This window comes from Ruegeria atlantica, from assembly GCF_013032505.1.
In the GTDB taxonomy this organism is placed as follows: domain Bacteria; phylum Pseudomonadota; class Alphaproteobacteria; order Rhodobacterales; family Rhodobacteraceae; genus Ruegeria; species Ruegeria atlantica_F.
Window position 1 is genome coordinate 595,416 of record NZ_WQCG01000002.1, and the last position, 26,357, is coordinate 621,772.

General features: G+C 54.3%; 19 protein-coding genes and 2 pseudogenes. 16 read left to right on the forward strand and 5 right to left on the reverse strand.

Going from position 1 to position 26,357, the window contains the following annotated elements; genetic code table 11:
* Positions 1-100 precede the first annotated feature (100 nt).
* From GOW92_RS09755 to GOW92_RS09765, 3 genes and pseudogenes are all read left to right on the forward strand, one after another.
* Positions 101-2,452 (forward strand): FAD-dependent monooxygenase, encoded by a 2,352-nt coding sequence (locus tag GOW92_RS09755; RefSeq protein ID WP_170560278.1) that lies wholly within the window; start codon positions 101-103, stop codon positions 2,450-2,452.
* Between the two features lie 354 nt (positions 2,453-2,806).
* Positions 2,807-3,118, forward strand: a pseudogene (locus tag GOW92_RS09760) (acyl-CoA dehydrogenase family protein); the annotation flags it as partial.
* An 82-nt stretch (positions 3,119-3,200) separates the two neighbouring features.
* Positions 3,201-5,159 (forward strand): FAD-dependent oxidoreductase, encoded by a 1,959-nt coding sequence (locus GOW92_RS09765; RefSeq protein ID WP_170560280.1) that lies wholly within the window; start codon positions 3,201-3,203, stop codon positions 5,157-5,159.
* 36 nt (positions 5,160-5,195) lie between these two features.
* Here the strand turns inward: GOW92_RS09765 and GOW92_RS09770 are convergent, their stop codons facing one another.
* Both GOW92_RS09770 and GOW92_RS09775 read right to left on the reverse strand, forming a co-directional pair.
* The gene (locus GOW92_RS09770) at positions 5,196-6,287 is read right to left on the reverse strand and encodes an aminomethyltransferase family protein (RefSeq protein ID WP_170560282.1); all 1,092 of its coding nucleotides are present in this window, start codon (positions 6,285-6,287) and stop codon (positions 5,196-5,198) included.
* Positions 6,288-6,299: 12 nt separating this feature from the next.
* Positions 6,300-7,850 (reverse strand): trimethylamine methyltransferase family protein, encoded by a 1,551-nt coding sequence (locus GOW92_RS09775; protein WP_174822475.1) that lies wholly within the window; start codon positions 7,848-7,850, stop codon positions 6,300-6,302.
* A gap of 107 nt (positions 7,851-7,957) precedes the next feature.
* On the opposite strand from GOW92_RS09775, the gene GOW92_RS09780 reads away from it, so the two are divergent.
* From GOW92_RS09780 to GOW92_RS09800, 5 genes are all read left to right on the forward strand, one after another.
* Positions 7,958-8,827 carry a LysR substrate-binding domain-containing protein gene (locus GOW92_RS09780; RefSeq protein WP_170560284.1) on the forward strand — a complete coding sequence of 290 codons (870 nt, stop codon included), beginning with the start codon at positions 7,958-7,960 and terminating at the stop codon, positions 8,825-8,827.
* Positions 8,828-9,931: 1,104 nt separating this feature from the next.
* Positions 9,932-10,384: a hypothetical protein gene (locus tag GOW92_RS09785; RefSeq protein WP_170560286.1), complete on the forward strand. Its 453-nt coding sequence runs from the start codon at positions 9,932-9,934 to the stop codon at positions 10,382-10,384.
* A gap of 71 nt (positions 10,385-10,455) precedes the next feature.
* Positions 10,456-11,622 (forward strand): helix-turn-helix transcriptional regulator, encoded by a 1,167-nt coding sequence (locus GOW92_RS09790; RefSeq protein ID WP_170560288.1) that lies wholly within the window; start codon positions 10,456-10,458, stop codon positions 11,620-11,622.
* A gap of 115 nt (positions 11,623-11,737) precedes the next feature.
* A complete protein-coding gene (locus tag GOW92_RS09795; RefSeq protein WP_170560289.1) occupies positions 11,738-13,108 on the forward strand; it encodes a hypothetical protein in 1,371 nt (456 codons plus the stop codon).
* 111 nt (positions 13,109-13,219) lie between these two features.
* Entirely contained in the window at positions 13,220-15,136 is a 1,917-nt protein-coding gene (locus GOW92_RS09800) for a peroxidase family protein (RefSeq protein WP_170560291.1), read from the forward strand.
* A gap of 29 nt (positions 15,137-15,165) precedes the next feature.
* On the opposite strand, the gene GOW92_RS09805 is transcribed toward GOW92_RS09800, so the two are convergent.
* Entirely contained in the window at positions 15,166-15,369 is a 204-nt protein-coding gene (locus GOW92_RS09805; protein WP_170560293.1) for a hypothetical protein, read from the reverse strand.
* 98 nt (positions 15,370-15,467) lie between these two features.
* Between GOW92_RS09805 and GOW92_RS09810 the strand changes: the two are divergent.
* The 3 genes and pseudogenes from GOW92_RS09810 to GOW92_RS09820 all read left to right on the forward strand — a co-directional run.
* Positions 15,468-16,046: pseudogene (locus GOW92_RS09810) on the forward strand (AraC family transcriptional regulator ligand-binding domain-containing protein); the annotation flags it as partial.
* A gap of 159 nt (positions 16,047-16,205) precedes the next feature.
* Positions 16,206-16,469: a helix-turn-helix transcriptional regulator gene (locus tag GOW92_RS24925; protein ID WP_254452999.1), complete on the forward strand. Its 264-nt coding sequence runs from the start codon at positions 16,206-16,208 to the stop codon at positions 16,467-16,469.
* A gap of 93 nt (positions 16,470-16,562) precedes the next feature.
* Positions 16,563-17,489 carry an alpha/beta hydrolase family protein gene (locus GOW92_RS09820; protein ID WP_170560299.1) on the forward strand — a complete coding sequence of 309 codons (927 nt, stop codon included), beginning with the start codon at positions 16,563-16,565 and terminating at the stop codon, positions 17,487-17,489.
* Positions 17,490-17,578: 89 nt separating this feature from the next.
* On the opposite strand, the gene GOW92_RS09825 is transcribed toward GOW92_RS09820, so the two are convergent.
* A complete protein-coding gene (locus GOW92_RS09825) occupies positions 17,579-18,523 on the reverse strand; it encodes an alpha/beta hydrolase (RefSeq protein WP_170560301.1) in 945 nt (314 codons plus the stop codon).
* Between the two features lie 119 nt (positions 18,524-18,642).
* Here GOW92_RS09825 and GOW92_RS09830 point away from each other — a divergent pair, with 119 nt between their 5' ends.
* A complete protein-coding gene (locus GOW92_RS09830) occupies positions 18,643-19,233 on the forward strand; it encodes a TetR/AcrR family transcriptional regulator (RefSeq protein ID WP_170560303.1) in 591 nt (196 codons plus the stop codon).
* 173 nt (positions 19,234-19,406) lie between these two features.
* Here the strand turns inward: GOW92_RS09830 and GOW92_RS09835 are convergent, their stop codons facing one another.
* Positions 19,407-20,420 (reverse strand): AraC family transcriptional regulator, encoded by a 1,014-nt coding sequence (locus GOW92_RS09835; RefSeq protein ID WP_170560305.1) that lies wholly within the window; start codon positions 20,418-20,420, stop codon positions 19,407-19,409.
* 112 nt (positions 20,421-20,532) lie between these two features.
* Here GOW92_RS09835 and GOW92_RS09840 point away from each other — a divergent pair, with 112 nt between their 5' ends.
* From GOW92_RS09840 to GOW92_RS09855, 4 genes are read left to right on the forward strand one after another with little or no spacing between them, the layout of a single operon-like run.
* Entirely contained in the window at positions 20,533-22,296 is a 1,764-nt protein-coding gene (locus GOW92_RS09840; RefSeq protein ID WP_170560307.1) for an acyl-CoA dehydrogenase, read from the forward strand.
* Between the two features lie 21 nt (positions 22,297-22,317).
* Positions 22,318-23,127, forward strand: coding sequence for a methylthioacryloyl-CoA hydratase (gene dmdD / locus GOW92_RS09845; protein WP_170560308.1), 810 nt, complete (start codon positions 22,318-22,320; stop codon positions 23,125-23,127).
* Between the two features lie 16 nt (positions 23,128-23,143).
* Entirely contained in the window at positions 23,144-24,757 is a 1,614-nt protein-coding gene (locus GOW92_RS09850; protein WP_170560310.1) for an AMP-binding protein, read from the forward strand.
* A gap of 1 nt (position 24,758) precedes the next feature.
* Complete coding sequence (locus GOW92_RS09855) at positions 24,759-25,862, forward strand: dimethylsulfoniopropionate demethylase (RefSeq protein ID WP_170560312.1); 1,104 nt, start codon at positions 24,759-24,761, stop codon at positions 25,860-25,862.
* Positions 25,863-26,357: the final 495 nt, after the last annotated feature.

A 26,357-nucleotide genomic window follows, 5' to 3' on the forward strand; every position in this document is an offset into this window, starting at 1 on the left:
TCATAAGCCTATTATGACATTTGCTTTAAGCTTAAACAAATGCATATTATGTGTTATTACACATAATGTCGAATCCGAGATCGATATCCAGGGAGTTGAGATGAAAATCAGCATTATCGGGGGTGGCCCAGGCGGCTTGTACACCGCACTTCTGACAAAAAAGGCGCGTCCTGACTGGGATATTGAGGTTTATGAGCGCAATCAGGCTGACGACACGTTCGGGTTCGGTGTTGTGTTCTCTGATGAGACGCTGGATGAATTTCTAAGCCGGGACCAGCCTGTTTTCGAAAGGATCCGTGATAAATTCGCCTATTGGGATGACGTTGCCGTTCATTTCAAAGGAGAGGAAATGCGCTGCGCCGGGAACGGGTTCTGTGGAACCTCGCGCCAAACCCTGTTGACCATCCTGCAAGAACGCTGCGCCGAGTTGGGCGTGAAGATGACCTTCGGCATTGAGGTTGACGCAGCGAACATCCGTACCCAATTTGCCGATTCCGACGTAATCGTCGCGGGCGATGGGGTAAATTCAGCACTTCGCGAGGCCAACAAAGACGGGTTTCAACCAACAACAAAATGGCGCAGTAACCGGTTCTGCTGGATGGGATCGACCCGCCCGATGGGGGAATTCAACTATTTCTTCCGCGAGACTGAACATGGCCACATGGTCGCCCATTGCTATCAGTACGAAAAAGAACATTCGACCTGGGTGTTCGAAATGGACGAAGCCACATGGCAAGGCCACGGCTTCGAAGAATTTGACGAAGAAGGTTCAAGGGCCAAGTTGGAAGCAATCTTTGCAGAGGAGCTGAACGGGCACGGCCTGCTTCTGAACCGCTCAAACTGGCGCAACTTCCCGCGCGTGTTCTGCGAAAACTGGTTTGTTGATAACATCGTCATTCTCGGTGACGCCAAGGCCAGCGCCCATTTTTCGATCGGATCAGGCACCAAACTGGCAATGGAATGCGCTATTGCTTTATCCGACGCGCTCCTGGAGCACGCGGAGGACGATGTGCAAAAGGCGTTCCAAGCGTATGACGACGCGCGCCGCACGCCCTGCCAAATCATACAGCACAACGCCGATGTATCTTTGGCCTGGTTCGAACATATGAGCCGATCCTGGGATATGGAGCCATATCAGTTCGCGATGGTGGTGATGTGCCGCGCCAAATCCATCACCTATGACAATCTGATTGTACGAGACCCCGAATTTGTCCGCAAAGCTGACGACGAATGGTATGCCCGCCATCTGCGCGAAACCGGCGAGGATCTGACCAAATCCCGCCCTACCCCGATGTTCTCTAAATTCAAGCTGCGCGAGATGGAGCTTGAGAACCGCGTGGTTATGTCACCGATGGCGCAATATAGCTGCGATGATGACGGTGTGCCCAATGACTGGCACAAAGTGCACTATGTCGGTCATGCACATGGCGGTATGGGGATGATCTACACCGAAATGACCTGCCCGTCGGCGGATGCCCGCATTACCCAAGGTTGCCCAGGCATATGGAACGACGAACAGGAAACCGCGTGGAAAGGCATCGTGGACATGATCCACGCGACCTCAGCCGCGAAAGTCACCTTGCAAATCGGGCATGCCGGTCGCAAGGGATCAACCCAGCTAGGCTGGGAGGAGATGGACAAGCCGCTAAAGGACGAGGCAGCGAATTGGCCGTTGGTATCCGCGTCTTCGATCCCGTGGTTCGATGGGCTAAGCCAAATACCGGCAGAATTGGACCGAGCCGGGATGGATCGGATAAAGGCCGATTTCGTAAAAGGCGCCGAGCGAGCGGCACGTGCCGGGTTTGACATGATCGAGCTCCACTGTGCGCATGGCTATTTGCTGGGATCGTTTCTGTCTCCGCTCACCAACATCCGGTCTGACGATTATGGCGGCAGTCTGGAAAATCGTATGCGTTACCCGTTGGAAGTGTTTGAGGCCATGCGCGACGTGTGGCCGTCCGAACGGCCCATGGCAGTGCGGGTGTCAGGCACGGACTGGAAAGAAGGCGGGCTGACCGAAACGGACCTGATTGGCATTTCAGTAGCGTTCCGCGATGCGGGCTGTGATCTAATCGACGTTTCCGCCGGCCAGACCATCCCGGATCAAGAACCCGTCTACGGCCGTATGTTCCAGGCTCATCTGGCTGAAACGGTGCGCAACGTGCCCAAGATTGCCACTATGGCCGTGGGTGCAATCACCGAAGGCGCACAGGTTAATACCATCCTGCACACCCGCCGCGCGGATCTGGTCGCGATTGGCCGACCGCATATGTGGAACCCATTTTTCGCCCATCAGGCTGCTGCTTGGTACGGTGCTCTGAACAAAAAAACATGGGCGAAACAATACGAAAGCGGCGCCATGCAGGTTTTCCGCGAGGCTGAGAAGAACCGTCAAAAGATGCTTGAACAGCAACGCAAAGCAGCGCCCGGACGCCACACCAAAACGGTGTGATCACCGGTCAACAGGGGGGAAAGGTGTGCCGCATATCGACCACAGCTTCCTGCACAACGCTTTGCTGTCATCACAAGAAATGCAGATCACAGATGGGAAATGGATCTTCTCTCGGAATTCGATGACGTGACCGTTCTGAGACCAGACCAGGAAAGCGCATTGCAAGTCCGGGGGACATCAGTGTTTGGCGATTACCTCAATCGGCCGGATGAAACTGAACGCGCATTTGACGCAGATGGCTGGTTTGCAAACGGTGATCTGACAATGATTGATGCCGACAGACTCATGGCCAACACCGGCCGAAACAAGGAATTCATCAACGGGGGTGGCGTAAATTGCAATCTGGTTGAGGTCGAAGAACAACCGGCAGGTATGCAGACTGAATTCTCGCTGGGCCTTTTAGGCTCGCTCCAACTGGGTCGTTTGATGGACAGTCATGAAAACTCGGCCAAGTTGATCAGCCTGATGAAACGCAACAATTGCGGCAAGGCTTTGAACATCGCGCGCGAAGCACGTGATATGCACTGTGGTAACGGCGTGAACGACGAATACCGGATCATACAGCATGTGATGAACCTAGAGGCGGTGAACACATATGAGGGAACGCATGATGCGCACACGCTGATACCGGGCCGTGGCCCGTCAGGGCTGCAAGCGTTCCAGTAACAACTCGAAAACCAATGAAACAGCCCTTCCGATATGCGCCTGCATTGAGGAAGATACCGTTAAACTGAAAATGGGTTTGTCCATGCCACTGACTCTGAAACGCCAGAACAATATAGCCATCGTGACAATAGATAACCCGCCGGTGAACGCCGCTTCACACGCAGTTCGGCAGGGCTTGCTGGATGTCGTACAGGAAACGGAACGAGACCCTACCGTTCAAGCGGTTCTGCTGACCTGCGCGGGACGGACATTTGTAGCTGGTGCCGATATACGGGAATTCGGAAAACCCCCGGTAGAACCGCACCTGCCGGATGTTTTGCGCTTGATTGAAACGGCTCAAACACCATGGGTGGCGGTTCTTCACGGATCGGTGCTCGGTGGCGGCTTGGAACTGGCAATGGCCTGTCGATACCGCGTGGCTAACGCAGGCGCGCAGCTGGGCCTTCCCGAAGTCAATCTGGGTCTGATCCCCGGCGCTGGCGGAACAGTGCAATTGCCCCGTCTTGTTTCCGCGGAACTTGCGCTGGACATGGTCGCTGGTGGCAAGCCCATATCGGCAAAGGCCGCATTGCATGCCGGGTTGATCGACGCGCTAACAGAAGGTGCACTTACGCCTTTTGCACTGTCCTTTATCGATAACCTGGCGAGTCATCCGGTCCGTCCCTCAACGCTGGACAAAGCAGTTAACCTCCCCGTTGATCAGGCTGCATTTGACGAAAAGGTAGCCAAAGTTACCGCACGAGCAAAGGGACAGAAATCACCGGTGGCGGCGGCACAGGCCATTAGCAAAGGGTTCAACCTGACCGTCGAAGAGGCGCTGCAACAAGAAAGAGAGACCTTTCTTAAACTCAAAGATGACCCTCAATCCGCCGCACTTCGTCACATATTTTTTGCAGAACGCGGAACAATATCTCTGGAACGCCTGAAAGGTCAGAAACTCGCGCAAATTCAAACCGTCGGGGTCGTCGGCGGTGGGACTATGGGGGCAGGCATCGCCGCGGCATGCTTGCTGCGGGGGGTATCAGTGGTTTTGGTTGAACGTGACGATGACGCCGCGCAGGCGGGGTTCAAACGCACTGCAGATATCCTTGCGGGCAGCTTATCCCGAGGATTGGTCTCGCAGCAGAAACATGACAAAATGCTCGATAGCTTTACGGTTTCTGCAAACTACGCTGCTTTTGCCCATGCTGATCTGGTCATCGAGGCCGTCTTTGAGAATTTCGAGGTTAAGGCAGAAGTCTTCTCAAAAATCGAGGCGGTTGTGCGCCCTGACGCGATCATAGCGTCAAACACGTCTTATCTGGACGTCAATGCGTTGTCACAGACATTAAAACATTCCTCACGAGCAATCGGGCTGCATTTCTTTTCACCGGCACATATCATGAAGTTGTTGGAGATCGTGGTACCCGATACCGTGTCCGACGAAGTTCTGGCCAGCTGTGTGGCCTTTGGCAGGCAATTGGGCAAAATCTGCGTTCTGGCAGGTGTTTGCGATGGCTTTATCGCGAACCGTATCATGTCGGCGTATCGCCGCGAATGCGAATACATGCTGGAAGACGGTGCACTGCCTTGGGAAATTGACGAGGCCATGCTTGCGTTCGGGATGCCCATGGGCATCTACCAGATGCAGGATCTGGCCGGGCTTGATATCGCGTGGGCCATGCGCAAGCGTCAGGCAGCGGAAAGGAAATCGGACGAACGCTATGTCGATATCGCCGACAAACTGTGTGAGATGGGCCGGTTCGGACAAAAATCGGGGCGCGGATGGTACATCTATGACGGCAAATCCCGAAAACCTGATCCTGAGGTCCAAGCACTTATCCTGTCCGAGTCCAGTCGAAAGGGGATCACCCGAATTTCCTTCAGCCCTGATCAGATCATGTCCCGCATCCTTGGCCGCATGCAAACGGAAGGTCATGCAATTTTGAACGAGGGCATCGCCCAACGGGCCGAAGATATCGACGTAGTTATGATCAACGCGTTCGGATTTCCCCGCTGGACAGGCGGCCCGATGTTTATGGAAGGATTATCGGGAGCCTGATACACATCAGCGGCCCAAAGATCGGGCCGCTGGTTGTTATGCATGTGTTCTGAGTTTCTTTGGATCGTAGATTGGGCTTTCGACAACGGTTGCCGTTGTTTCAAACCCATCGCCGCTTAAGTTCAAAACAGTTCCGGCAGCGATCCCAGGGTTGATATGCGCCAGCGCCAGCGATTTGTTCATCCGGTGTGAAAAACATGGGCTGTTTACGACGCCCACCTCTTTACCACCCAGCGCCAGTGTTTCACCGCCTGCGACCATGTCGGAATGATCGATATCCAGGCAGACGTTGTTAACGGCTTCATTGCCTATTGCCGCCAGCGCCGCCTCTTTTCCGCGGAAACCGCCTTTGTTTTTGCTGATTGTGAACTCAAGACCAACCTCAGACGGTGTGTTGTCTTCGGTCATGTCATAGCCATAAAACAACAGACCGGCTTCGATCCGAACCTTGTCAAGCGCAGTGAACGAACAGGGCATGACGCCGGCATCTGCAAGCTTGTCCCAGATATCGCCTATCGCCGATGCGTCAGCAAAGATCTCATACCCGCGTTCGCCCGAATATCCAGTGCGCGACAAGCGGCAAGCGTGGCCGAATAGTCTCGCAGGAGCGTGCTGAAAATACCCAAGGTCAGTCAGGTCAATGTCGCAATTGGCGTTCAAGGTATCCATGGATTTGGGGCCCTGAACCGACAGGTCATGCAGGTCGTCAGTGAATTCCAGCTGTACGTCCCGTCCTTCGGCCGATGCCTCAAGCAACGCCATCGTGTCGCCGGACCCATGGACGATCATCCATTCATCGCCACCGTTGTTCGAAATGATCGCATCATCGGCAATGCCGCCCTTATCCGTCAGAACACAAAGATAAGCCGCCGACCCCGGAGCGATACGGCTCGTGTCACGCGTGGTCAGATGGTCCAGAACCGAAGCTGCGTCCGGGCCGCGCACGAACACCTTCTTAAGCGGCGACATGTCAAACATGCCTGCGGCCTCACGAACTGCATCGTGTTCATCATTGGGATCGGTATTGTATGTCCAGGCCGTGCCCATGCCGTTCCAATCCTCAAGCCCGGAACCCAAAGCTGTGTGGCGAGAGGCAAGCGCGGATGTGCGGCTCAGTTCTTCTGTCATGGTCAATCCTTTCTAGTACCATTCGTCGGCTGCCGATGCCTTGCGCGTGGCAACGAATTCCTTCAGCGCCGTGCATACGGATTCGTCCATCGGCGGTGGCGTGTAATCAGTCAGCATTTGCTTCCACCGCGCTGTCGCGCGTTGATCCGCCGTCATGCTGCCATTCTCGCTCCAGGTCTCAAAAGGACCGGCCTCGGGAATGTCGGGTTGGAAATTCGCGGTCGCGTAATGCCGCAGGGTGTGCTGGGTAGACAGGAAATTTTCACCCGGCCCCGTCTCAAGATACGCGTCGCGACCAAAGGCTTCTTCATCCGTTGTGAAGCCCTGCAACAACGTCATCATCGCCCCGCAATGGTCCAGGTCCATGATGAATTTCTCGTAAGACATCACCAGCCCGCCCTCGAGCCAACCTGCCGAATGCCAAACCTGGTGCGTTCCCGAAAGCAAAGTGGCCCACATTGCAGCGGTACTGTCCTGCATGGCCTGACCGTCCGGCGCGTTTGAGCCGGAAATCTGCCCTCCTCCGGACCGAACCGGAACACCCAGACGACGTCCAAGTTGCGACACAGCCATCGTTGCAAGATTGGCCTCGGGCGATCCGAATGTCAGCGCCCCGGATTTGAGGTTCATCGTAGAATGAAAACTGCCAAAGACGACCGGGCAGCCCGGACGAACCAATTGCGCCAACGCAATGCCGACCATGCCTTCGGCAAGCGTTTGGGCAGCAACTGCAGCTGGAGAAAGCGGCCCCATCGCGCCCGCAAATATAGCGGGCGAAATACAGACGCACTGATTGGACGCCGCATAGACCCGCAGTGCACCAGTCATCGTATCATCATAGATCAGGGGCGAATTGACATTGATATTGCCCTGCATCACCACATTTTCTTCCATGAAATCCGTGCCAAAGACGATGCGGGCCATGTCGATGCTGTCCTGCGCACGCTTGGGCGAAGTCACGCCGCCCATGAAGGGCTTGGTCGACAAGGTCAGATGCGCAAACACCATATCAAGGTGTCGCTTGTTGACCGGAACGTCTGTCGGCTCGCAAATCGTACCGCCAGAGTGATGCAACCAAGGCGTAGAGTAAGTCATTTTGACAAAGTTTTGAAAGTCAGCCAGCGTTGCATAGCGCCGACCATTCTCCAGATCGCTTACAAAAGGCGAACCGTAACCCGGCATCAGGACAATGTTGTCTCCACCAAGGGTCACAGTGTTGGCTGGATCGCGGGCATGAAGCTTAAACTCCGCGGGAGCGGTTGCACATAGCTGCCGTGCCAATCCCGGGACAAACTTGATCCGCTCGCCTTCCACCGAGGCACCTGCTGCTGCCAGCAGATCAAGTGCTGCAGTGTCGCCTCGAAATTCGACGCCGATGTTTTCCAGTATCCAATCGGCCTGCGCCTCGATCGCCAAGAGCGCATTGTCGTTCAGCAGTTCAAAGACCGGGATTCTTCGTACACGGGGCGAAACAACGACTTGAGCATTCGATTGGCGCGACGATCGACCCCGTCTAACCGCCCTCCGCAAATTGGGCTGCACCGACACGTCTACGTTTTCCAAACCGGATGCCTCCTGTCAAAGTCCCCGAGCGGATTTTGTTCTTCTGGGCTGCTACGGCAATCGAAATTATCTTTACGTGTCGTTCAAAATTTTTAAACATACCTGGCATGCTAATCACGTTCAGGCATTACGATACGCTGCGCCTATTTGTTGAGGTCGGCCAACATCGCAGCTTTTCCGATGCGGCCGAAATTTTGAACATGACCAAAGGCGCGATCAGCTACCAGATAAAAGTTCTGGAAGCTGACTTGGGGGTGAACCTGTTCGAAAGATCACCACGCGGAGCCGTTCTGACTGAAGAAGGCAGCAGGCTTATGACGCTCGCGCGTCCTCTCTTTCGGAATATCGAGGCGGAACTGGCGACCTTCAAAGGCGTCAATACAAATCAACTCACTGTTGGGATGTCGAGCTATTTCGCCTCTCGCTGGTTGTCCCCTCGGCTTATGGAGTTCATGCAGGAACACCCGGACATCCAGCTTCGCATCCAACCCATGACGCAATTGACCGATCTGGAGCGCCAGGGGGTCGATCTTGCAATTCGCTGGGGAAACGGGGCCTGGGATGATGTTGAGATTGAACCCTTCATGCCAATGCCAAGCTGGCCTGTCGGAAATCCCAAAGCGGCTGAAAAAGTTCAAAGGATCGGCCTGAAGCGCGCCTTTTCAGAATTCACTCTGTTACGTGATCACGACGGTAGCACCGCCTGGTCCGAGTGGCTTGCATCAGCCGGTCTGCCAGATCAAACACGCAAGGACACACTGATTATTCCCGACCCTAATGTCAGGGTGCAAGCTGTCATTGATGGTCAGGGTATCGCATTGAACGACGCCTTAGTTATGCGCGAGCTGGAAGAAGGAACACTTGTTCGCCTGTCTGATGTCGAACTCGAGTCGTACGGTTATTTTCTGGCCAGACCCCGGCGTGCGAAACATGCGGAATCCGTAGACGCCTTCATTCATTGGCTGCACCGGCTTTGATTTCGTAACAAACTGAAAAATATATAAATAGTTGAACACATCCATGTTTCGGGTGGGGAAAATCAGCATATTTCCTTGGATGCGTTTTCGGACATCCACGACTGTAACCTTTGTGAAAAAGAGAAGCCCGCCGGAAGCACAGCTCCAAGTCTTTTTTGCTTCGGCTTCGGCTTCGGCGAATTTTACTGACAGCGAAGTGTCGCAGATGATCCGGAAAGGTCAGTTATGACTCGCAACCCGTCCGTTTCGGCAATTCGCAGAATTGCACGCAGTTGCAGCGCGATAACTGCACTCAGCAAAATCTTCGCGACGAAACCCATGCGCTGACCCAACCTGCGTCAATGTCAAAACTCTGTAGTAGAACCGTCAGCAAAGATATCTGCAATTTTAACCAGTCTGGGTGATTTCACACCGCTTACGTTGTGGCATCGTAGCTTTGACCGGGTAGGAAATTCTATTCGTTTTTAAATTATTGGCTCCGTTCCTTTGTGCTGGCAAATTGTTTCTATTTTGGGGCGCCTACCCGGTCATCTAGCTTGTTCAATGAGCGATCCAATTGGATCACCCGGTATGGCCTGGAGAAATTCAATACCGAAGATGGACTGTTACCTGATGCTACCCGCAGCGGCCGACACGTTTCGTCCTAGCGGGGCTGAAAGCCCCTGAGCCCACCGATCTTGAAGTTTCTCAAGATGTTAACGCCGTACCGTCATAGTTCCGGTGAATGTGGAACAGTGACATGACCGATGAAAAAACTCGAAGGGAACAGATTGCTGTCTGCACTCAGCAATATCCCGACCGACCTTATCTTGGGCTTCCTATTCTGGGTGGTGACGTTCATCGTATCGCTTATAGCCTTGTTTTGTATTACATTTGTTGTTGGCAGCATCCCATTGATTTGGTTCTTCCTAGAATGTGCAGGTACGTTTGGGGTAGGTCTAGGAGCCTGGTTCCTGAAGTCGCACAGTTCGACCGATACGTGGTTGAGGCAGAATTTTGCCAGCTATCGGAACAGCTTGCAGTCTGATTAAGAAAATTTACGACCACAGCGTTGGACTGATATTCGAACCCGCGCAAACCGGAACCCAAAAGATTGCTTGCTTCGTGATCCTCTTGTTCCTTGTCTTAGTCCCGTTGGCCGGTGCCTATGCCTGGCAGTTTACACGGATTTACAGCGTCGCCGCGCCCAAGGATCAAGCGGCCCTGCCCGACAGAGTGCCGGCCCCGATACGCTTGCAATACTATGTCCTGAGCTGCGCTCGAACACACGGGAACGAAGAATACCAAACTTCTAATCCGCCAAAACAGCGCGAGTACCCGGCAAAAGGGTTTTGCTCTATGCTGGCTTGGAGCCTGCCGATTATCAAAACTTCTGACATTTTCCCGATCGTCGAGCTTATCATCGGCGCGCGGCATGGGGCGGAGATGACGCGGTTGAAGTTCAACCCCAATGCGCCTCACCAATCGTCATTCATCGGCTCAGCCTTTTTGAGTCAGCTACGAAACGTTTGCAACGAAATCCGCTGTGGTCGTCTGCCCGGCGCCGAGAAAGTTTGATTGTTCCGAAATGACAAGTATGATGCTGTTTGAATTATACGGTTTTTTGTTAACATCAGGCAACTTGTCATATGAAGGATCCAGCCGTTGCCGAGATTATTCTTCAGGCTTACTCTTCCGCCCATGAGCCCGCTGCCTGGGCAGAAGTACTGAATCGTCTCACCGAGCGCTATAATGCAAATGGGGTAATTATCTGGGAATGGAGCGGTCATGGTGTTTCGCGCATACTTAGACCCGTCATGTTCTCCAGTTATTATCGGCGCGAAGCTCTTGAGGACTACATTAAGCGACATCAGAAATCTGAGTTTTCCGACCAGCTGGAATTCGAACAAATGTCGCTACAATATGGCCACTTGGCGCCAGATCGGGTTGATCTTGTCAGCGAGCAGGACCTCTACCCCGTCGAAGACGAGTATCTCGCAGCGCCCCATGTAAAGGAAATGCTAAGCCATGGGATCCGCCATCGCTATGGGGCTCTTCTAGATCGCGACAATCCTTTTCGCTCTCGATTTTCTTTACAGACGAGTGAAGAACGCGGCCACCTTGCCCCCGAGGAGGTGGCAGAATTGGCAGCCGTCCTGCCGCATTTAGCGAAGTCGATGGAACTGTCGAACGCCCTGAACGCGTACAAATCCGAGCACGCCGTATTTCTTAAGGCCTTCGACCGCTTGAACGTTGGGATTTGTATTCTCGATGCCGGTTCACGCGTGGTCGCAAAGAACGAGGAATTCAACCGACAACTGAATGAGTTTGATGCATTTTGGCTGTCCAGAGACGCTAGGCTGGTTTTGCATGATCAAGCCGACCGGGGCCGCTTTGACGACCTTCTGCAGGATTTTCGAAATCATGGAGCATTTGGCGCGCGGCCGCGAAAGGAAGCCATTCTTGTCAACACTCGGGGCAAGGCTGGCGCGTTGTGTCTCGAACTGCTGCCGCCCACCGATCTTTTGGAAGAGGGAACAACGCACAATCACCTTGCCGTTCTCATTAGCAGAGACACGTCTCTTCCTATCCAGGTTGACGTGAAAAGCGCCAAGAACGCGTTTCAGCTTACGGGCGCCGAGGCGCAGGTGTTGGAACTTGTGTGCAGCGGACTGACCAATCCAGCCATCGCCGAACAGCGGGACCGCTCGGTCGAAACTATCAATGCGCAGGTCAAGACGGTTCTGGGAAAGACCGGCACGGCAAACCGTACGCAATTGGTGCGCTTGATGTGCAATTTTCCTCAAGTGATTTAGCTGGCGGGTGCATGGGCCAGCATCCCCATATCTGGGGATGACAGGCTGCGTGCAACACGTAACATGTTATGAAAATTTGAGAAATGGGAGAATACTAGAAGGGGGGATTTTCATTGTGGAGGACCAGAAGACCAAGGTCAGTCAAAAAAAATCCGGGTCAGAGCAGCTAATCGAACGGTTGGTAAGCACCCTTATTGCAGTTGGCAGGTTTCTGGGGCTGGTCTGGGCGCCCAAATCACGCCACGAACGGGATTATTCGGATGCTGCAAAAGTCCCGGACGGAGCGGACGACGCATTTGTCCCCGTCACGGAATTCAGAGACTCGGATGAGGGCGAACTTTTTAACGACGTCATGACTGCGTTTTCCCAGGACTGTCTTGCCTATGCAAAAGGCAGCGGCAATGACCCTGATCACGAAGACAAACACTGGGGATATACGAAAGGGCTGGTCGAAGGCACCTTAGACATTACCGGCGTGCAGAGCCTGCCCGAGGAATGCCAGGTCGGATTGTTCCAGAGCAATGGCACTTACGAGGTCATTGCCCGGCCCAACTTTCTGAGAGACAAAGAACTAATCAAGGTCAGCCGGCTGTCGCTCAAGATCAAAACCGGTTTTGACGTACCGAATGTCTACACGCTGGACCACACAGCGCCTGAACTGGATTTACTTTTCTCTGAAGGTATCCGCCAAGGGGATACAGAAAGCAGAGATCAAGACGGGCAAGGTTTCTTTTTTCGGGATGCACGTCAGTTGCGTTATTTAGCCGGATTTGCGAGCAGACCGGTCAAGTCGGCGTTTTCACTGCTGCAAAAATCGAATGGCGATGTCTTTGTTTGCCAGCGCGCCATCATGTCTTCCGCACTGGATCGGCTTTATACCGCACAACAGTCTCGGAAAAATTGGGCGGAAAAAGACTACTACTCAGCTGGACCGTACAGGCTGGGCAATGTCCTTATAAAATACGCATTGCGCACCCGTCAGGAAAGCCAGGCGTCGACACGCTCATCGGGATCGGGCTCACCGGCAAAGGATCAAGGCGCGTGGTTCAACGAGTGGAAAGTTGCGGGCGAACCTGCGATTTTCGATCTGTGTATCCAGGTTGCGCGATTTGGGGCAATTCCAACGTCAGCCACAGGGCAAGGAAATCCATGCAAGGCAGTCATGGCGACCGAATTTACAGATTTGGTCTGGGATGAGGATATATCGGAATTCCAGACCGTCGGCACATTGACGCTGCAACCTGCCTCTAATCGCTCGGATCCCTGGTATTTTGCCGGACGCGATCGCTGGTACCCTAGGCACGTAACGCAGGTTCCGGCTCTGCGCTTCAACGCATGGAATACGCTTCCAGACATGGAGCCAGTGGGGCAGTTGTTCCGCGCCCGTAAGCAAGTGCACGCCCATCACCGGGAAACGCGTTTGCGTCATACATTCAACGCGCAGAACGACCCTCAGGCATTTTGCCCGTTCCGCCGGCCACCCTAGACTTCAACCCGTCGCTCCAACGGATCTGCGCCCAACCCGGATTTACTCTTCCAGAGTTTCCCCCGGCCCATTCGCGACCAACCGAAACAGGAACAGGCAGGAGGTATTTCGATGAATGATTTTACCTACGGCATTAAAGCGTACTTACATAGCAATCGCAGCTATCCCCTGGATGTCCTGCGCAGTATTTGGGATGCGCTGAAAGCTATTATTAAAGTTCCCTGGGTTATCGTAAGCATTGTGGTTTCGCCGCTCTTATCCATCCTGGCGGGGCTAGTTAAGAGGTTTGCACCTGGCCTTTGGAAACGACTGTTGCGCCCGGTCTGGGTTCGCAACTTATTCTCGCGCTTCACAATTGGCGTGTTCGGAAACGTTACTCCACCGCGCCCGCATGCGTTTTCAATGCGAAAACCATACCCTCATTGGACGGGTATGGTGGCCCGCAATTGGACAGGTCGACACCTCCCGCCACAAATGGGATCCGAGCGTACCCGCCCAAGCCTTGACGAACTTGAGCACCTTTTCCTTCGACCCGTACCCACAGGCGCACAGATTGACGATGTACGCTCCAACCTGCTGTTCGCATCTTTTGCGCAGTGGTTTACAGACAGCTTTTTGCGTACCTCACATAAACTCCGATATGACAGTTCGGGAAACACGCAGGTCACACCCGATGGGACCTTGCGGAGGGGCCGACTTGAAGTTCAGCAGAATGGGCAGGCGCGTTATCGGCCGGACCACCACAGAGAGCGTGAAAACGACTCAAATCACGAGATCGACCTCTGCCAGATCTATGGAATGAATGCTGAGCAAACAAAGATCCTGCGGTTTTTGCCTACTGACAGTGGTTACGATGCAAGTTTGCACAAAGGCACCCTGAAATCGCAATGGATCAACGGTGAGGAGTTTCCGGCCAAGCTGCTGGAGGACGCACCTGCCGTCCCGAAGGATCAAAAAGACACAAGGCCTCGAACGCCTCTGAAATTTGATCCAAAGTTTGTCGATCTTTACGAGGACGAGAAACTGCTGAGAACGATATTTGCAAGCGCGATCAACAATCCTGAAGGGTATAACTCGTTGTTTGCCTGCGGATTAGAGCACGGAAACTCGACGCTTGGGAATTCACTCTTCAACATACTCTTTCTGCGACACCATAATCTGGTCGCGCGCAAAATCGCCGAGGGAAACCCCACCTTTGATGATGACGAGGTTTTCGAAAAAGCCCGCAATGTCATGATCGTTCTTCTGCTACAGATTGTGATCAGTGACTATGTTCGGCACATTTCACCTTTGGATCTACCCTTCAAGGTACCCCCAAGATTTGACAAGGGCCAAGATTGGTACCGTACCAACCGGATTCATTTCGAGTTCAATCTGCTTTATCGTTGGCACTCGTTGATACCGGATGTCTTTCCGTTTCTGGATGATCAAGATAAACCTGCCCGGAATTTCGCGAGTTTCCGGCACAACAACGCATGGCTGACTGACAAAGGTTTAAAGTCTGCACTTAACCACTTTGTCGAAACGCCAGCTGGAAAGATGACTTTGGGCAATACGCCTCAAGCACTTCGCCTTGTTAAACGCGGCACACTTAAGCTAATGCGCGCGGCCGACCTTGCGGGGTACAATGATTACCGGGAACGGTTCGGACTTCATCGGGTAAAAAGCTTCGAAGAAGTGACAGGCGAAAAGGTTGTCGCCGCGGCCTTGAGGGATCTCTATGACGACAAGATCGACGACCTTGAGTTCTATGTCGGCCTCGTCGCCGAGCGACACATACCTGGCGGAATTATGGGCGCCCTGATGTTCACCATGGTCGCGCATGACGCTCTGACCCATGCTCTGACAAACCCGTTGCTGGCCAAAGAGATGCACGTCAAACTCCGGAAAGATATGGAACCCGGGGAACACGTATTCACCCGCCAAGGGCTGAAGTTCATTCGCGACGTCGAAACTCTGCATGCCTTGGCCGCCAATGTCGTATCGGACTTGGATAAGGACCGGCCTATCAGCTTTCGCAAGTCATGAGGCCACGCCTCTTCAGAGCCGTCATATGTTCAAAGTGCAGCAAAATACCATTTGGGCTCGGAGTTGCCATTCTCTGTGACCAGTTCATTTGGCTGGTGGCGGGTCGCATTGGTGCTTCCTTTTAGCCCAAGCACCAAAGAACAGTGATCCGAGACTTCGGCGGCAAGCACGACATCAAAGGCGCTGACTGAATCTTCCCGGTTAATGACCAATGATGAAACGGATTGCAGCATCGACCGATGGCGCGTTCTGCAAATTATGTGGCGGGTGGTGCTATGAAATTCTTCAGCGTCTGGGACTATGTTGTGGTTGGATAAAAGGGAACACACTGATGCCAACGCCTAACCGGGTAAAGACTCCAGATGCCTTTTGGGACGCTCTTGGAACCCTCTCGATCAGTCGCGCGGCGCTGCTGCACGAGACCAAGCTTCCTCCGAGAGCGTTCGCGTCAGAGTCGCGCATGAGCACGAAGCAGCTCTTTGCGTTGTGGGAAGCGCTGCAGAAACTCGGGGGCGACGATATTGGGTTGGCTATAACACAAACCATGCATGGGCCGACGCTGCCTCCCTCCTTTCTGGTCGCATTCCATGCCAAAAACATTGGGGAAGCCCTACATCGTGTTGCACGCTTCAAAGCACTTTGCGCACCCGAAGAGTTCCACGTGGCTATCGGAGACGAAGGCTGTGTTGTGACGACGGCTTAGACCTATGCCAAGCGGACGGAGCCTGATGTGTTGACGGAAGCCACCTTCACATTCCTTGTGAACATGGTGCGGGCTGGAACCGGGCATATGATCAAACCCAAGCTGGTCGAGCTGCGGCGTAGACCAAGCGAAGGGCTTGAGACTTGGTTCGATTGCCCGATCACGTGGAATGCGCCACACGCCCGTCTGATCTTTGACAAAGCCGATCTGGATATCCCCTTCACCAGTTACAATAGCGAACTTCTGGCGATGCTCGACGCCGCGCTTAAGGCCGAGAACACCACATCACTGACCGATCAGGTGCGCTGGCACCTGCGCCGCGCGCTGACGGCTGGTCGTCCAGAGCTGCGTAGTATCGCCAGCGAAATGGCCGTCAATGAACGCTCTTTGCAGCGACACCTCAAGAACGAAGGCCACAGCTTCAAATCACTTCTGTCGGACACCCGGCATCAATTGGCACGTGAGTATCTGGCTGAGCCGGATTTCGACATCAGCGAGATTGCATACTTGCTTGGCTACGAAGATCAGGGCTCGTTCTATCGTGCTTTTCAAAAGTGGGAACATCAGACGCCAGCCAAGTGGCGCTCCACACTACCGAAACGCCCGGACAAGGTGCCAATCCAAATCTGAGCCACCTCAATCACAGATCGCACCGCCCCCTTTCGAACGGGACCGGCCCTCCGGCCCCGAACCGTGAAACTTGTTAAAATCAGGAGAACCGATATGAGCGGTCAACCAACCGAAGAGCAATTGGCGACCCTCAAGGCCGTGGCGCGCGGCCTTGTATCAATAGATGGTGAGCGTGCTCCCATTCTGGAAACTCCAAAGGACTATGGGCTTGAGTTCGAAGATGTCACCTTCCACACGGAGGATAGTGTCGAACTAGCAGCCTGGTTCATCCCGGCAGCAGGCTCCGACAAGCTCATCATCTGCAACCACCCGGCGACGCTGAACCGCTACGGCTTTCCCGGTCACCTGAAGCCCTGGAGTGACTTCCAGAATGTCGAGGTGAAGTTTGGCAGGGTCCACAAAGCCTTGCACGACGCGGGCTACAACGTCCTTGCCTACGATCTCCGCAATCACGGTGACAGTGACGGTGTAGCGGACAATGCCTGGGGTCAGGGCTTTTCCGATGAGTACAAAGATGTTCTGGCGGCTTTCGACTACGTCAAATCTCAGGGTCAGTTGAAAGACATGAAAATCGGCCTGTTCAATCCCTGTGCCGGTGGCAATGCCGCAATGCACGCGATGACCAAGAACCCGGAGTACTTTGAAGACGTGAAGGCGTTTGTTTGCGCGCAGCCAGCGTCCATCAATGTCATGTCGATGGTGTCTTTGGACGCGATGGGGCTGGGCGCATTCCACGATATTCTGGGCGAAGAGATTGAGAAAATCAGAGGCGTGCCTCTGGGTAAAATGACCCCTCATCTTCACGCTAAAAACGTCACCATGCCGACGTACATTGTGCAGAACAAAGATGATGTCTGGACGATCCCCGAAGACGTTCAGACCACTTATGATCTGATCCCGGGCGAAACCAAGAAACTACACTGGATCGAGGACGGCGATACGCGGCGCTTCAATGGCTACAATTTCTTGGGGGAACATCCTGAAACCATGGTCGAATTCTTCGACAAGCACATGCGGTGACGACAAAGCGCATACGGATACTGTCAAGCGATCCGGAATTCGATCAATCATAATGGCAGAGGTCACGGAATAACCTCTGCCTAATCAGTTTATCTGCCAAAGAACTCGGCAACTGCGTCGGTCGACGCTTTCACTGCCTCCGGCTTGTAGTAAAAGTCCACATGGCTGAACTCATCGAAAGCCAACTCCTCATGTTCGTTGGTCAACTTCGCGACAAACTGGGTGGAGCATGGCGCGGTAAAGGCCGTGCTGCTGTAAATTGTCAGGGATGGCTGCACGATCTTGTCGGCGTAAGCTTCTCCAATGGAAATCAGAGACTGCATGCCCTGATCTCCGACATGCATGTTGGTGTAGGTCGGAACCGCAACCGGGCCTTTGACCCCATCGCGCCCGTAGTAGTCATAGGATTCTCCGGCCATCGGATTGACGCCTGATCCGACAAAGTCTTCCCGGGACTGTTCATCATTCAAACCGAATGGAGCGACATAGTCTGGTTCGCCTGTTTCGTAGATCTTCTGCTTTGAGGCGTTCGAAGCTGCGATTTGTTGGTTAACCACATCACGGTCGGTCCATTGGAAGCCATCAGCGGCCATCATGCCGGACACCATGGCGATCTTCTTGATCCGATGATCTGTCACGGCGGCGGATGCGATGATCGAGCCGCCTTGGCAAACACCAAGACCGTAAATCTCGTCAACGAACGGCAGCGTGCCAAGATAAGACACGGCGTCCCAAGTGTTTTCGATTAGCCGGAACATATAGCGGGACTGCTTGTGCTCCCCGGGGAGCGCGGGGGAAGAGCCCATGCCGAGGTAGTCAAAACCAAGGTAGATGAAGCCCCGTGCGGCCATTTCCGGCCCGTAAGTGGCCGGGATTTGATCTTTGACCTGCGGGAACGGGCTGGCCCCCACGATAGCTTTGTAGGTCTTGGTCTCATCAAAGCCTTCGGGCAGGTAGAGATCGCCCGCCAAATCCACGCCAAAGGATTTGAAGGTGACTTCGTTTTTGCCCACGGTGAACTTTTGGGTTGTCATAGTCTTGGTCCTTTCGGGGTCCGGCAGCTTTACGCCTTGCTAAAGTAAATCGTTGTGTTTACTTATGGTGATGGGCAGTATTTTGTAAACACATCTTTTTACTTTTTGAGACTGAAATCGTGAAACGTACTGAAAAAAAACGAAAAGATATCATTGACGCAGCCATCGATGAGTTCAAAGAACAGGGGTTTCTGGGGGCCAAGACCACCTCCATTGCCAAAAAAGCGAACGTATCGAGTCGCACGCTCTACAATCACTTCGAGAGCAAGGAAGCCCTTTTTGAGGCGATCTCACAGATCATGGTAGAGCAGAACCGGATAATGGCGCCGGTGCCCTACGACCCGGATCGTGACTTCGTTGAACAACTGAAGGACGCTCTGTGGCGGTACATCGCGATTATAACGGACGAGACGGCCATCGGTTTAAATCGGATGGTCATCTCAGAATTGATCCGTGACCTTGATCGGTCCCGGCAATTCTTCAGTGAAACCGCGACACATGATTACCCAATAACGAGGCTGATCAGCGAAGCCATGGACGCGGGTGTAATCCGTAAAACTGATCCGGTTTTTGCTACCAACCAGCTTCTGGCCCTCGTAAAAAACTTCTTCTTCTGGCCGGAGTTCTTCCTCGGAGAGAACCCGACGCCCAAAGATGTATTGGACGACTGCGTCACGATGTTTCTAAAGCACTACAAAGCAGAGGAATAACGCGTCGTAGAGAAGAACAGCTTCGTATCGTATCATGGGTCTTGAAAGCTGGCTGCAGAAGTCTGCTTTGGGCAACGAGCTGGAGAAACTGCGACGCAGAATTTAAAGTATCAGTCTGCGGTGACTTTCGCAGGTAGCCTTGTACAGAACGCTGTTTGCCACGAAACTCGAACTCACATCCGGTATGATCCCGGCGTCCGGTTCGTCCATTTTCGGAAAGCCCTATGGAAATTCGCCGGGGCCGAGAAGCCAGTGTCAAACGCGATTTGATCTATACTGTCCGTGCTTTGCTGCAGTGCTCGGATCGCGATATCACGGCGTAGAGCGTCTTTGATGTCCTGAAAGGATGTTCCTTCGTCTTTCAAGCGCCTGTTCAGGGTCCGAGGCGTCATTTTTAAAGCCCGGGCTGCATCCGGAAGCTGGCAAGTCTGCCATGTCGCTCCATAAAGAAATGCTCGGACGCGAAGGCTATTTGTATGGGCGCGTGAACCAGTAAAAATCCAATCCAACGGCGCGCGCTCAAGAAACGCGGATGCCTCGGCAGGACTGCGGCTTATCAAACGGGTGAACTGGCGTGGGTCCAAGCGAATACAGGTTTGTTGGGCGTCGAACTCGACGGGGCATGGGAAGACAACCGAGTAATCTGCTGCAAATTCCGGGCGGGCAAAGGCAAAGCAAACCGTTTGCACCGGCGTTTCAGATCCGCTGAGCCAGGATAGCAGCCCATGCGCCAACTTCAGGATCAGCATGTGGCCGAAACGCTGCGGTTGAGTCTCGCCCAAGTAGGGCACCAATGCCAACTCCACCTCGTTCGGTTTGTTCCGCAAGTCAAAATAGAAGTCATCCAGAAGCAGGTTCCAGAACGTCGAGAAGCGATAGAGAGCCGAGGTCAGGCTGCTCGCTCCGCGTTGAACCGTCACAAGATGCTGCAATGCGCGTGGCCGGATCGGTCTGCTCCAGAGACCCATCATTTCGTCCCCAGTCTCAGGCGCGGCAAGTTGATACAGCCGGGCTATTTCATTGAGTGTGACACGTTGAGTTGGTGCCATCGGACTGGTTTGAAGGCCCGAGCGTTCAAGCAGCGAATCCAACTCTTCCACAGTGCAACGAGACCCAAGTGCATCTAGCCAATCCTGAATAAATGCCGCTGAAACCGTCGTCAGAGAGATGGGGTCATTGCTGGTCATAAGAATCTCTGCTTGGCGTAATCGGATACTATTTTGTCAAGAAATGAGCTTATCGACAATCCTTGGGGCAGATAGATGACGCGAAACCATAATGACCGCCAGGGAGCCTGGAATGTTCTATCAGCCGCCCGTTCAGGATTTGATGTTTTGTGTCGAGCACTTGTCCCACTGGGAGACGGTGTCGTCGCTGGCCGCATATTCGGACTACGACTTGGAGGATATTGGTGCTGTTCTCGAAGGCTATGCCCGGTTCTGCAGTGAGCAGATCGCGCCTCTATCTCATATTGGCGACACTTTGGGGGCCCGGTTTGACAACGGGCGCGTGACTATGCCTGAGGGCGACGCGCAGGCCTATGCACAGTTCGTCGAGATGGGTTGGCAGGCCCTGACCCACCCAGTGGAATACGGTGGCATGGGGTTGCCGCGAACTGTCGGCGCAGCAGCGGTGGAAATGCTGAATGCCGCTGATATGAGCTTTGGCCTCTGCCCACTCCTGACTGATGGGGCCATTGAGGCGCTATTGCTGACGGGTTCGGATGATCAGAAAGCCATGTACCTTGAACCGCTGATTGCTGGACGCTGGTCCGGCACGATGAACCTGACGGAACCACAGGCGGGCAGCGATCTGGGGCGCGTGGCGACCAAGGCGGTGCCACGTGCAGATGGCGATTATGGCGTCTCAGGAACGAAGATATTCATCACGTATGGCGCTCATGATCTGACCGAGAACATCATCCATTTGGTATTGGCGCGTACACCCAACGCACCTGCCGGACCCAAAGGGTTGAGCCTGTTCATCGTTCCGCAGAAGCTTGTGGAAACGGATGGGACGGTAGGAACTGAAAATACCGTCAACTGCGTGAGCATCGAACATAAGCTGGGTGTTCGCGCCAGCCCGACGGCAGTGCTGGAATACAAAGATGCCACAGGGTTCCTGATCGGCGAGGAAAATCGCGGGCTGGAATACATGTTCATCATGATGAACGCCGCACGATTTTCCGTTGGGGTGCAGGGCATTGCAACCTCTGAGCGGGCCTACCAACGTGCTCTGGCCTATGCACGCGAGCGGGTGCAAAGCCGCCCGGTGAATGGTCAGTCAAAAGACGCTGTCGCCATAATCGAACACCCGGATGTGCGCCGTATGCTCATGCGGATGCGTAGCCTGACCGAAGGCGGACGGGCCATGGCCGCCGCGACTGCAGGGTTGCTGGACATCGCACACCATCAAGAAAGTCCCGAGATGGCTGCTCTGTCCGAATTTATGGTTCCGCTGGTTAAGGGTTTCTGTTCGGAACGCGCGGTCGAGGTCGCGTCGCTGGGCGTGCAGATTCACGGCGGCATGGGCTTTATCGAAGAAACCGGTGCCGCGCAGCATTACCGCGACGCACGTATTTTGCCGATTTATGAAGGCACCACAGCTATTCAGGCCAACGACCTTCTGGGGCGCAAGGTGATGCGCGACGGCGGTGAAACCGCACGCCATTTCGCAGCTCGGATAAAAGCAACTGAAATGGAGCTGGCTGAGGGCGATGCAACCGCGCAAGCTATTGGGACAAGCCTGAAACAAGCGCGCCGTGCGTTTGAGACCGCATTGGATTGGATGTTGGAAAACAGCCGAAAGGATATCGACGCAACCTTTGCTGGCTCTGTTCCCTTCCTGATGCTGGCAGGCACGTTGGCGGCGGGATGGAAACTGGCGAAGGGTGCCGTGGCTGCGCAATCCGCGCTGGACGCCGGGCAGGATGCACAATTCATGACCCAGAAAATCGCGACTGCGCTCTTCTTTGCCCAACACGTCTTGCCCGAGTGCACAACGGAACACACCCGCATCATGAACGGCTCGCGCAGCCTGCTTGACGCGGCATTCCCCGAATAACTCCTTGAGAGGACCTGACCTATGAATGACGTCGTGAACCCCGACACATACGAAAACCTGGCTATTTCCGAGCGTGAAAACGGTCTGTATGTCGTGACTTTGAGCCGCCCTTCTAAGCGCAACGCGTTGGATGTGGCCACAATCGAGGAACTGATCCGCTTTTTCAGCGGCGCACGTATGGCTGGGGTCAGAGCCATAGTTCTCGCGGGTGAAGGCGACCATTTCTGCGCGGGACTTGATCTCGTCGAGCATTGGAAAGCCGACCGTAGCCCGGATGACTTCATGCATGTCTGCCTGCGCTGGCATGAGGCATTCAATAAGATGGAGTATGGCGGTGTGCCGATCATTGCTGCACTCAAAGGTGCCGTTGTCGGCGGTGGACTGGAACTCGCCAGCGCGGCGCATATCCGGGTGATCGACCCGGGAACCTATTTCGCTCTACCCGAAGGTCAGCGCGGAATTTTCACTGGTGGCGGAGCCACCATCCGGGTGTCAGACATGATCGGCAAGTACCGCATGATCGACATGATCCTGACGGGCCGCGTCTATCAGGGGCAAGAGGCCGTCGATCTGGGATTGGCACAATACATCACCGAAGATGGCGGCAGCATGGCCAAGGCGATGGAGTTGGCAGAACAAATTGCACAGAACCTGCCGCTGACCAACTTTGCCATCTGCTCTGCGATCAGCCACTTGAACAACATGTCGGGCATGGATGCGGCCTATGCAGAGGCTGTGGTGGGCGGAGTGGTCAATACCCAACCTGCGGCCCGTGCGCGGCTAGAAGCCTTCGCCAACAAAACAGCCGCCCGCGTGCGGCCCAACAGCTGATTCAGGCGGTACCGGGATGCGTCACCATTTCGAAGCTCTTAAAAAGACGCGGGCTAACCATGTGCCGTTGTCGCCGATATCCTTCCTGCGCCGTGCTGAAAACCTGCACGGCGCGCGAACGGCGGTGATCTATGGCGACATTCAAAGAACATGGGCCGAAACTGCAACCCGCATTCGCGCTGTGGCCGGTGGGCTGGTCGAACTTGGCGTGCGGAAAGGCGACACTGTTTCGGTGCTGAGCCCGAATGTTCCGGAACTCTTTGAGTTGCACTTTGCCCTACCACTGACGGGGGGAGTTCTAAACACGCTGAACACACGGCTGGAACCGGAAACTATCGCCTACATTCTGGATCACGCGGACACAAAATTGGTGATCGTGGATCAGGAGCTTGTACCGCTTCTGTCCAAAGCTTTTGATCTGCTCGGTCGATCCTTGCCAGTGGTCGAGATCGTCGATCCTGCGGTTAAGGGTGAGAGCCTTGGTGGTCAAACCTACGACGCGTTGACTGAAGCCACACCGTTACCAATAGAACTGCCCGATGATGAATGGGATGCCATTGCGTTGAACTACACGTCCGGTACGTCCGGTCGCCCGAAAGGCGTTGTTTATCACCATCGCGGGGCCTATCTGATGGCGCTCGGCACAGGGACGGCTTGGCAGATGCCGCCTTACCCTGTTTATTTGTCAGTGGTGCCGATGTTCCACTGCAACGGCTGGGGGCACCCGTGGCTGATGGCCATGCTTGGCGCAACGGTAGTCTTTACCCGTTATCCAGCGGCAGACCTTATTCTAGGCGCGATCCGTGCCCATGGCGTAACACATTTCGGCGCGGCGCCCATCGTGTTGCAAATGCTGGCCGAAGCCGAGAGTGACGCGGCCCCCTTCGATCCCGCGATCCGCGTTTTGACGGCAGGTGCCCCGCCGCCGCCTTCGGTACTGGAAAAAACCCGCTCGATGGGGCTGGATGTCATGCAGGTCTACGGCCTGACAGAGACCTACGGCCATATCTCACAGTGTCTTTGGCAGGATGACTGGGACCAACTTAGCCCAGCAGAGCAAGCTGAATTGCAAGCACAGCAAGGCATTGCCTTTCCGATGGTCGAAGAGGTCACGGTGATCGACCGTAGCAGTGACGCATCTGTACCGCGCGATGGTGTTACACAGGGCGAAATCGCCGTTCGGGGAAACACGGTGATGGCGGGATACTACAAGGACGCCGAAGCCACATCGAAAGCTTTTGAGGACGGTTGGTTCTGGTCCGGCGACGGCGCTGTCTTACATGAAAACGGCTACATCCAGATACGTGACCGCCTGAAAGACGTGATCATTTCCGGTGGAGAAAACATCTCTTCGGTCGAGGTCGAAGCCGTACTCTACCGCCATGAGGCCGTACAGGCCGCTGCCGTAGTTGCGATGCCGCACGAAAAATGGGGCGAAGTCCCCTGCGCGTTTGTCGAATTGCGCGAAAGTGCCGATGCAACATCTGACGAGATCATAGCCTTCTGCCGCGAGCATCTGGCCGGGTTCAAGGCCCCCAAAGCGGTCGTCTTCGAAACTCTTCCCAAAACCTCCACCGGTAAGATTCAGAAGTTCCAGCTTCGGGATCGCGCCAAATCAATGGACCTTTGAAATGCGCCTGCTGTCTCAATCCCGTCGCCTGCGCCAGACACCTTTTTCCGAAGGCGTCGAAGACAAGGGCGTTACCGCCTACACCGTCTACAACCGGATGCTGCTGCCTACGGTATTCGAGAGCGTCGAGGCCGACTACCGTCATCTCAAATCGCATGTGCAGGTCTGGGATGTATCTTGCGAACGCCAGATCGAACTAAACGGCCCGGATGCAAGTCGTCTGATGCGGCGGTTGACCCCACGCAATCTGGAGAAAATGCAGGACGATCAGTGCTATTACGTACCAATTGTCGACGAAAACGGCGGTATGCTGAACGATCCGGTGGCGATTAAACATAGTGAAGATCGCTGGTGGATCTCAATCGCCGATAGCGATCTGCTGTTGTGGATTAAAGGTTTGGCCGTTGGTGCTGGTATGGATGTGCGGGTGTTCGAGCCTGACGTCTCGCCATTGGCTGTTCAGGGACCAAAATCCGATGACCTGATGGCGCGTGTCTTTGGCAAAGAGGTTCTGGATATCCGCTTTTTCCGTTACAAGCGGTTGGCGTTTCAGGACACTAATTTTGTGGTAGCACGCTCTGGCTACTCAAAGCAGGGCGGCTATGAGATCTATCTCGAGAATGGTGCCTACGGCATGCCACTGTGGAACGCCCTTTTCGAAGCCGGAGCTGATCTGAATGTTCGCCCGGGATGTCCAAACCTGATCGAAAGGATCGAAGGCGGGCTGTTGAGCTATGGCAACGACATGACAATAGAAAACTCACCACTGGAGTGTGGTTTGGGCAAATTCTGCAAACCGGGCGTGGACAGTGACCACATAGGCATGCAGGCACTTGCGCGCGAGACGGAAGTTGGCCCAACCCGACAAATCCGCGCGATTTCAATCCCTGGTGATCCCGTGCCCCCTGCTCGTTCAGCTTGGCCACTGTTCAAAGAGGGAAAGCGGGTCGGTCAAGTAACGTCCGCTGCCTGGTCACCGGATTTTGAAACCAACGTTGCTATTGGCATGGTCGATACCGGTCACTGGGGCGCAGGTACGAAACTTGAAGTACAAACTCCAGTTGGCGAACGGGCGGCCGAGGTGCAAAGTGCATTCTGGAAGTAGCCAGGTTTTCTTAAGGCCAGCATAGGCTCTAGTTGTTATGTCGCGCTTCTTGAAACGTGAGAAGGCGCTCGTTGATAAGTTCATAGTGTTGATACTCTTAGATATGGAAACGAAATAGAAAAGCTGGAACATGCCAATCCCGCTTCCCGAATGCACCAAAATGCCCGACCGCCAAACCCGTCAACGTCTCACCCGGATAACCATGCAGAGTAATCCGATTCAACATGGCGGGTTAATGCGCAACGAGGTCATCAACAAGATCGGGAAACGGCGATAGGATATCCTCTAAAACCTTCGGAATTTTGACGTGAGCGTTATCTAGCGCCGCTTGCGCATAGGCAATTGGCTCATAGCGTAAGGCAGTTAAGTTCCCGTTCACTTCCCGCGATAGTCGCAACTTATACACGAGGCGTTACCAATCAAAGGCGAGGCAGCTAGCCAAGCATTAATAGGCCTGAATCAAGTCGACGAAAATGGATCATCGGTGATTACTTT

Excerpts from the sequence above, each read along its gene's own strand:
- GOW92_RS09755 (WP_170560278.1), top strand. The coding sequence starts at position 101 with ATGAAAATCAGCATTATCGGGGGTGGCCCAGGCGGCTTGTACACCGCA.
- GOW92_RS09765 (WP_170560280.1), top strand. The coding sequence starts at position 3,201 with ATGCCACTGACTCTGAAACGCCAGAACAATATAGCCATCGTGACAATA.
- GOW92_RS09770 (WP_170560282.1), bottom strand. The coding sequence starts at position 6,287 with ATGACAGAAGAACTGAGCCGCACATCCGCGCTTGCCTCTCGCCACACA.
- GOW92_RS09780 (WP_170560284.1), top strand. The coding sequence starts at position 7,958 with ATGCTAATCACGTTCAGGCATTACGATACGCTGCGCCTATTTGTTGAG.
- GOW92_RS09790 (WP_170560288.1), top strand. The coding sequence starts at position 10,456 with ATGAAGGATCCAGCCGTTGCCGAGATTATTCTTCAGGCTTACTCTTCC.
- GOW92_RS09800 (WP_170560291.1), top strand. The coding sequence starts at position 13,220 with ATGAATGATTTTACCTACGGCATTAAAGCGTACTTACATAGCAATCGC.
- GOW92_RS09805 (WP_170560293.1), bottom strand. The coding sequence starts at position 15,369 with ATGCTGCAATCCGTTTCATCATTGGTCATTAACCGGGAAGATTCAGTC.
- GOW92_RS24925 (WP_254452999.1), top strand. The coding sequence starts at position 16,206 with ATGGCCGTCAATGAACGCTCTTTGCAGCGACACCTCAAGAACGAAGGC.
- GOW92_RS09820 (WP_170560299.1), top strand. The coding sequence starts at position 16,563 with ATGAGCGGTCAACCAACCGAAGAGCAATTGGCGACCCTCAAGGCCGTG.
- GOW92_RS09825 (WP_170560301.1), bottom strand. The coding sequence starts at position 18,523 with ATGACAACCCAAAAGTTCACCGTGGGCAAAAACGAAGTCACCTTCAAA.
- GOW92_RS09835 (WP_170560305.1), bottom strand. The coding sequence starts at position 20,420 with ATGACCAGCAATGACCCCATCTCTCTGACGACGGTTTCAGCGGCATTT.
- GOW92_RS09840 (WP_170560307.1), top strand. The coding sequence starts at position 20,533 with ATGTTCTATCAGCCGCCCGTTCAGGATTTGATGTTTTGTGTCGAGCAC.
- dmdD (WP_170560308.1), top strand. The coding sequence starts at position 22,318 with ATGAATGACGTCGTGAACCCCGACACATACGAAAACCTGGCTATTTCC.
- GOW92_RS09850 (WP_170560310.1), top strand. The coding sequence starts at position 23,144 with ATGCGTCACCATTTCGAAGCTCTTAAAAAGACGCGGGCTAACCATGTG.
- GOW92_RS09855 (WP_170560312.1), top strand. The coding sequence starts at position 24,759 with ATGCGCCTGCTGTCTCAATCCCGTCGCCTGCGCCAGACACCTTTTTCC.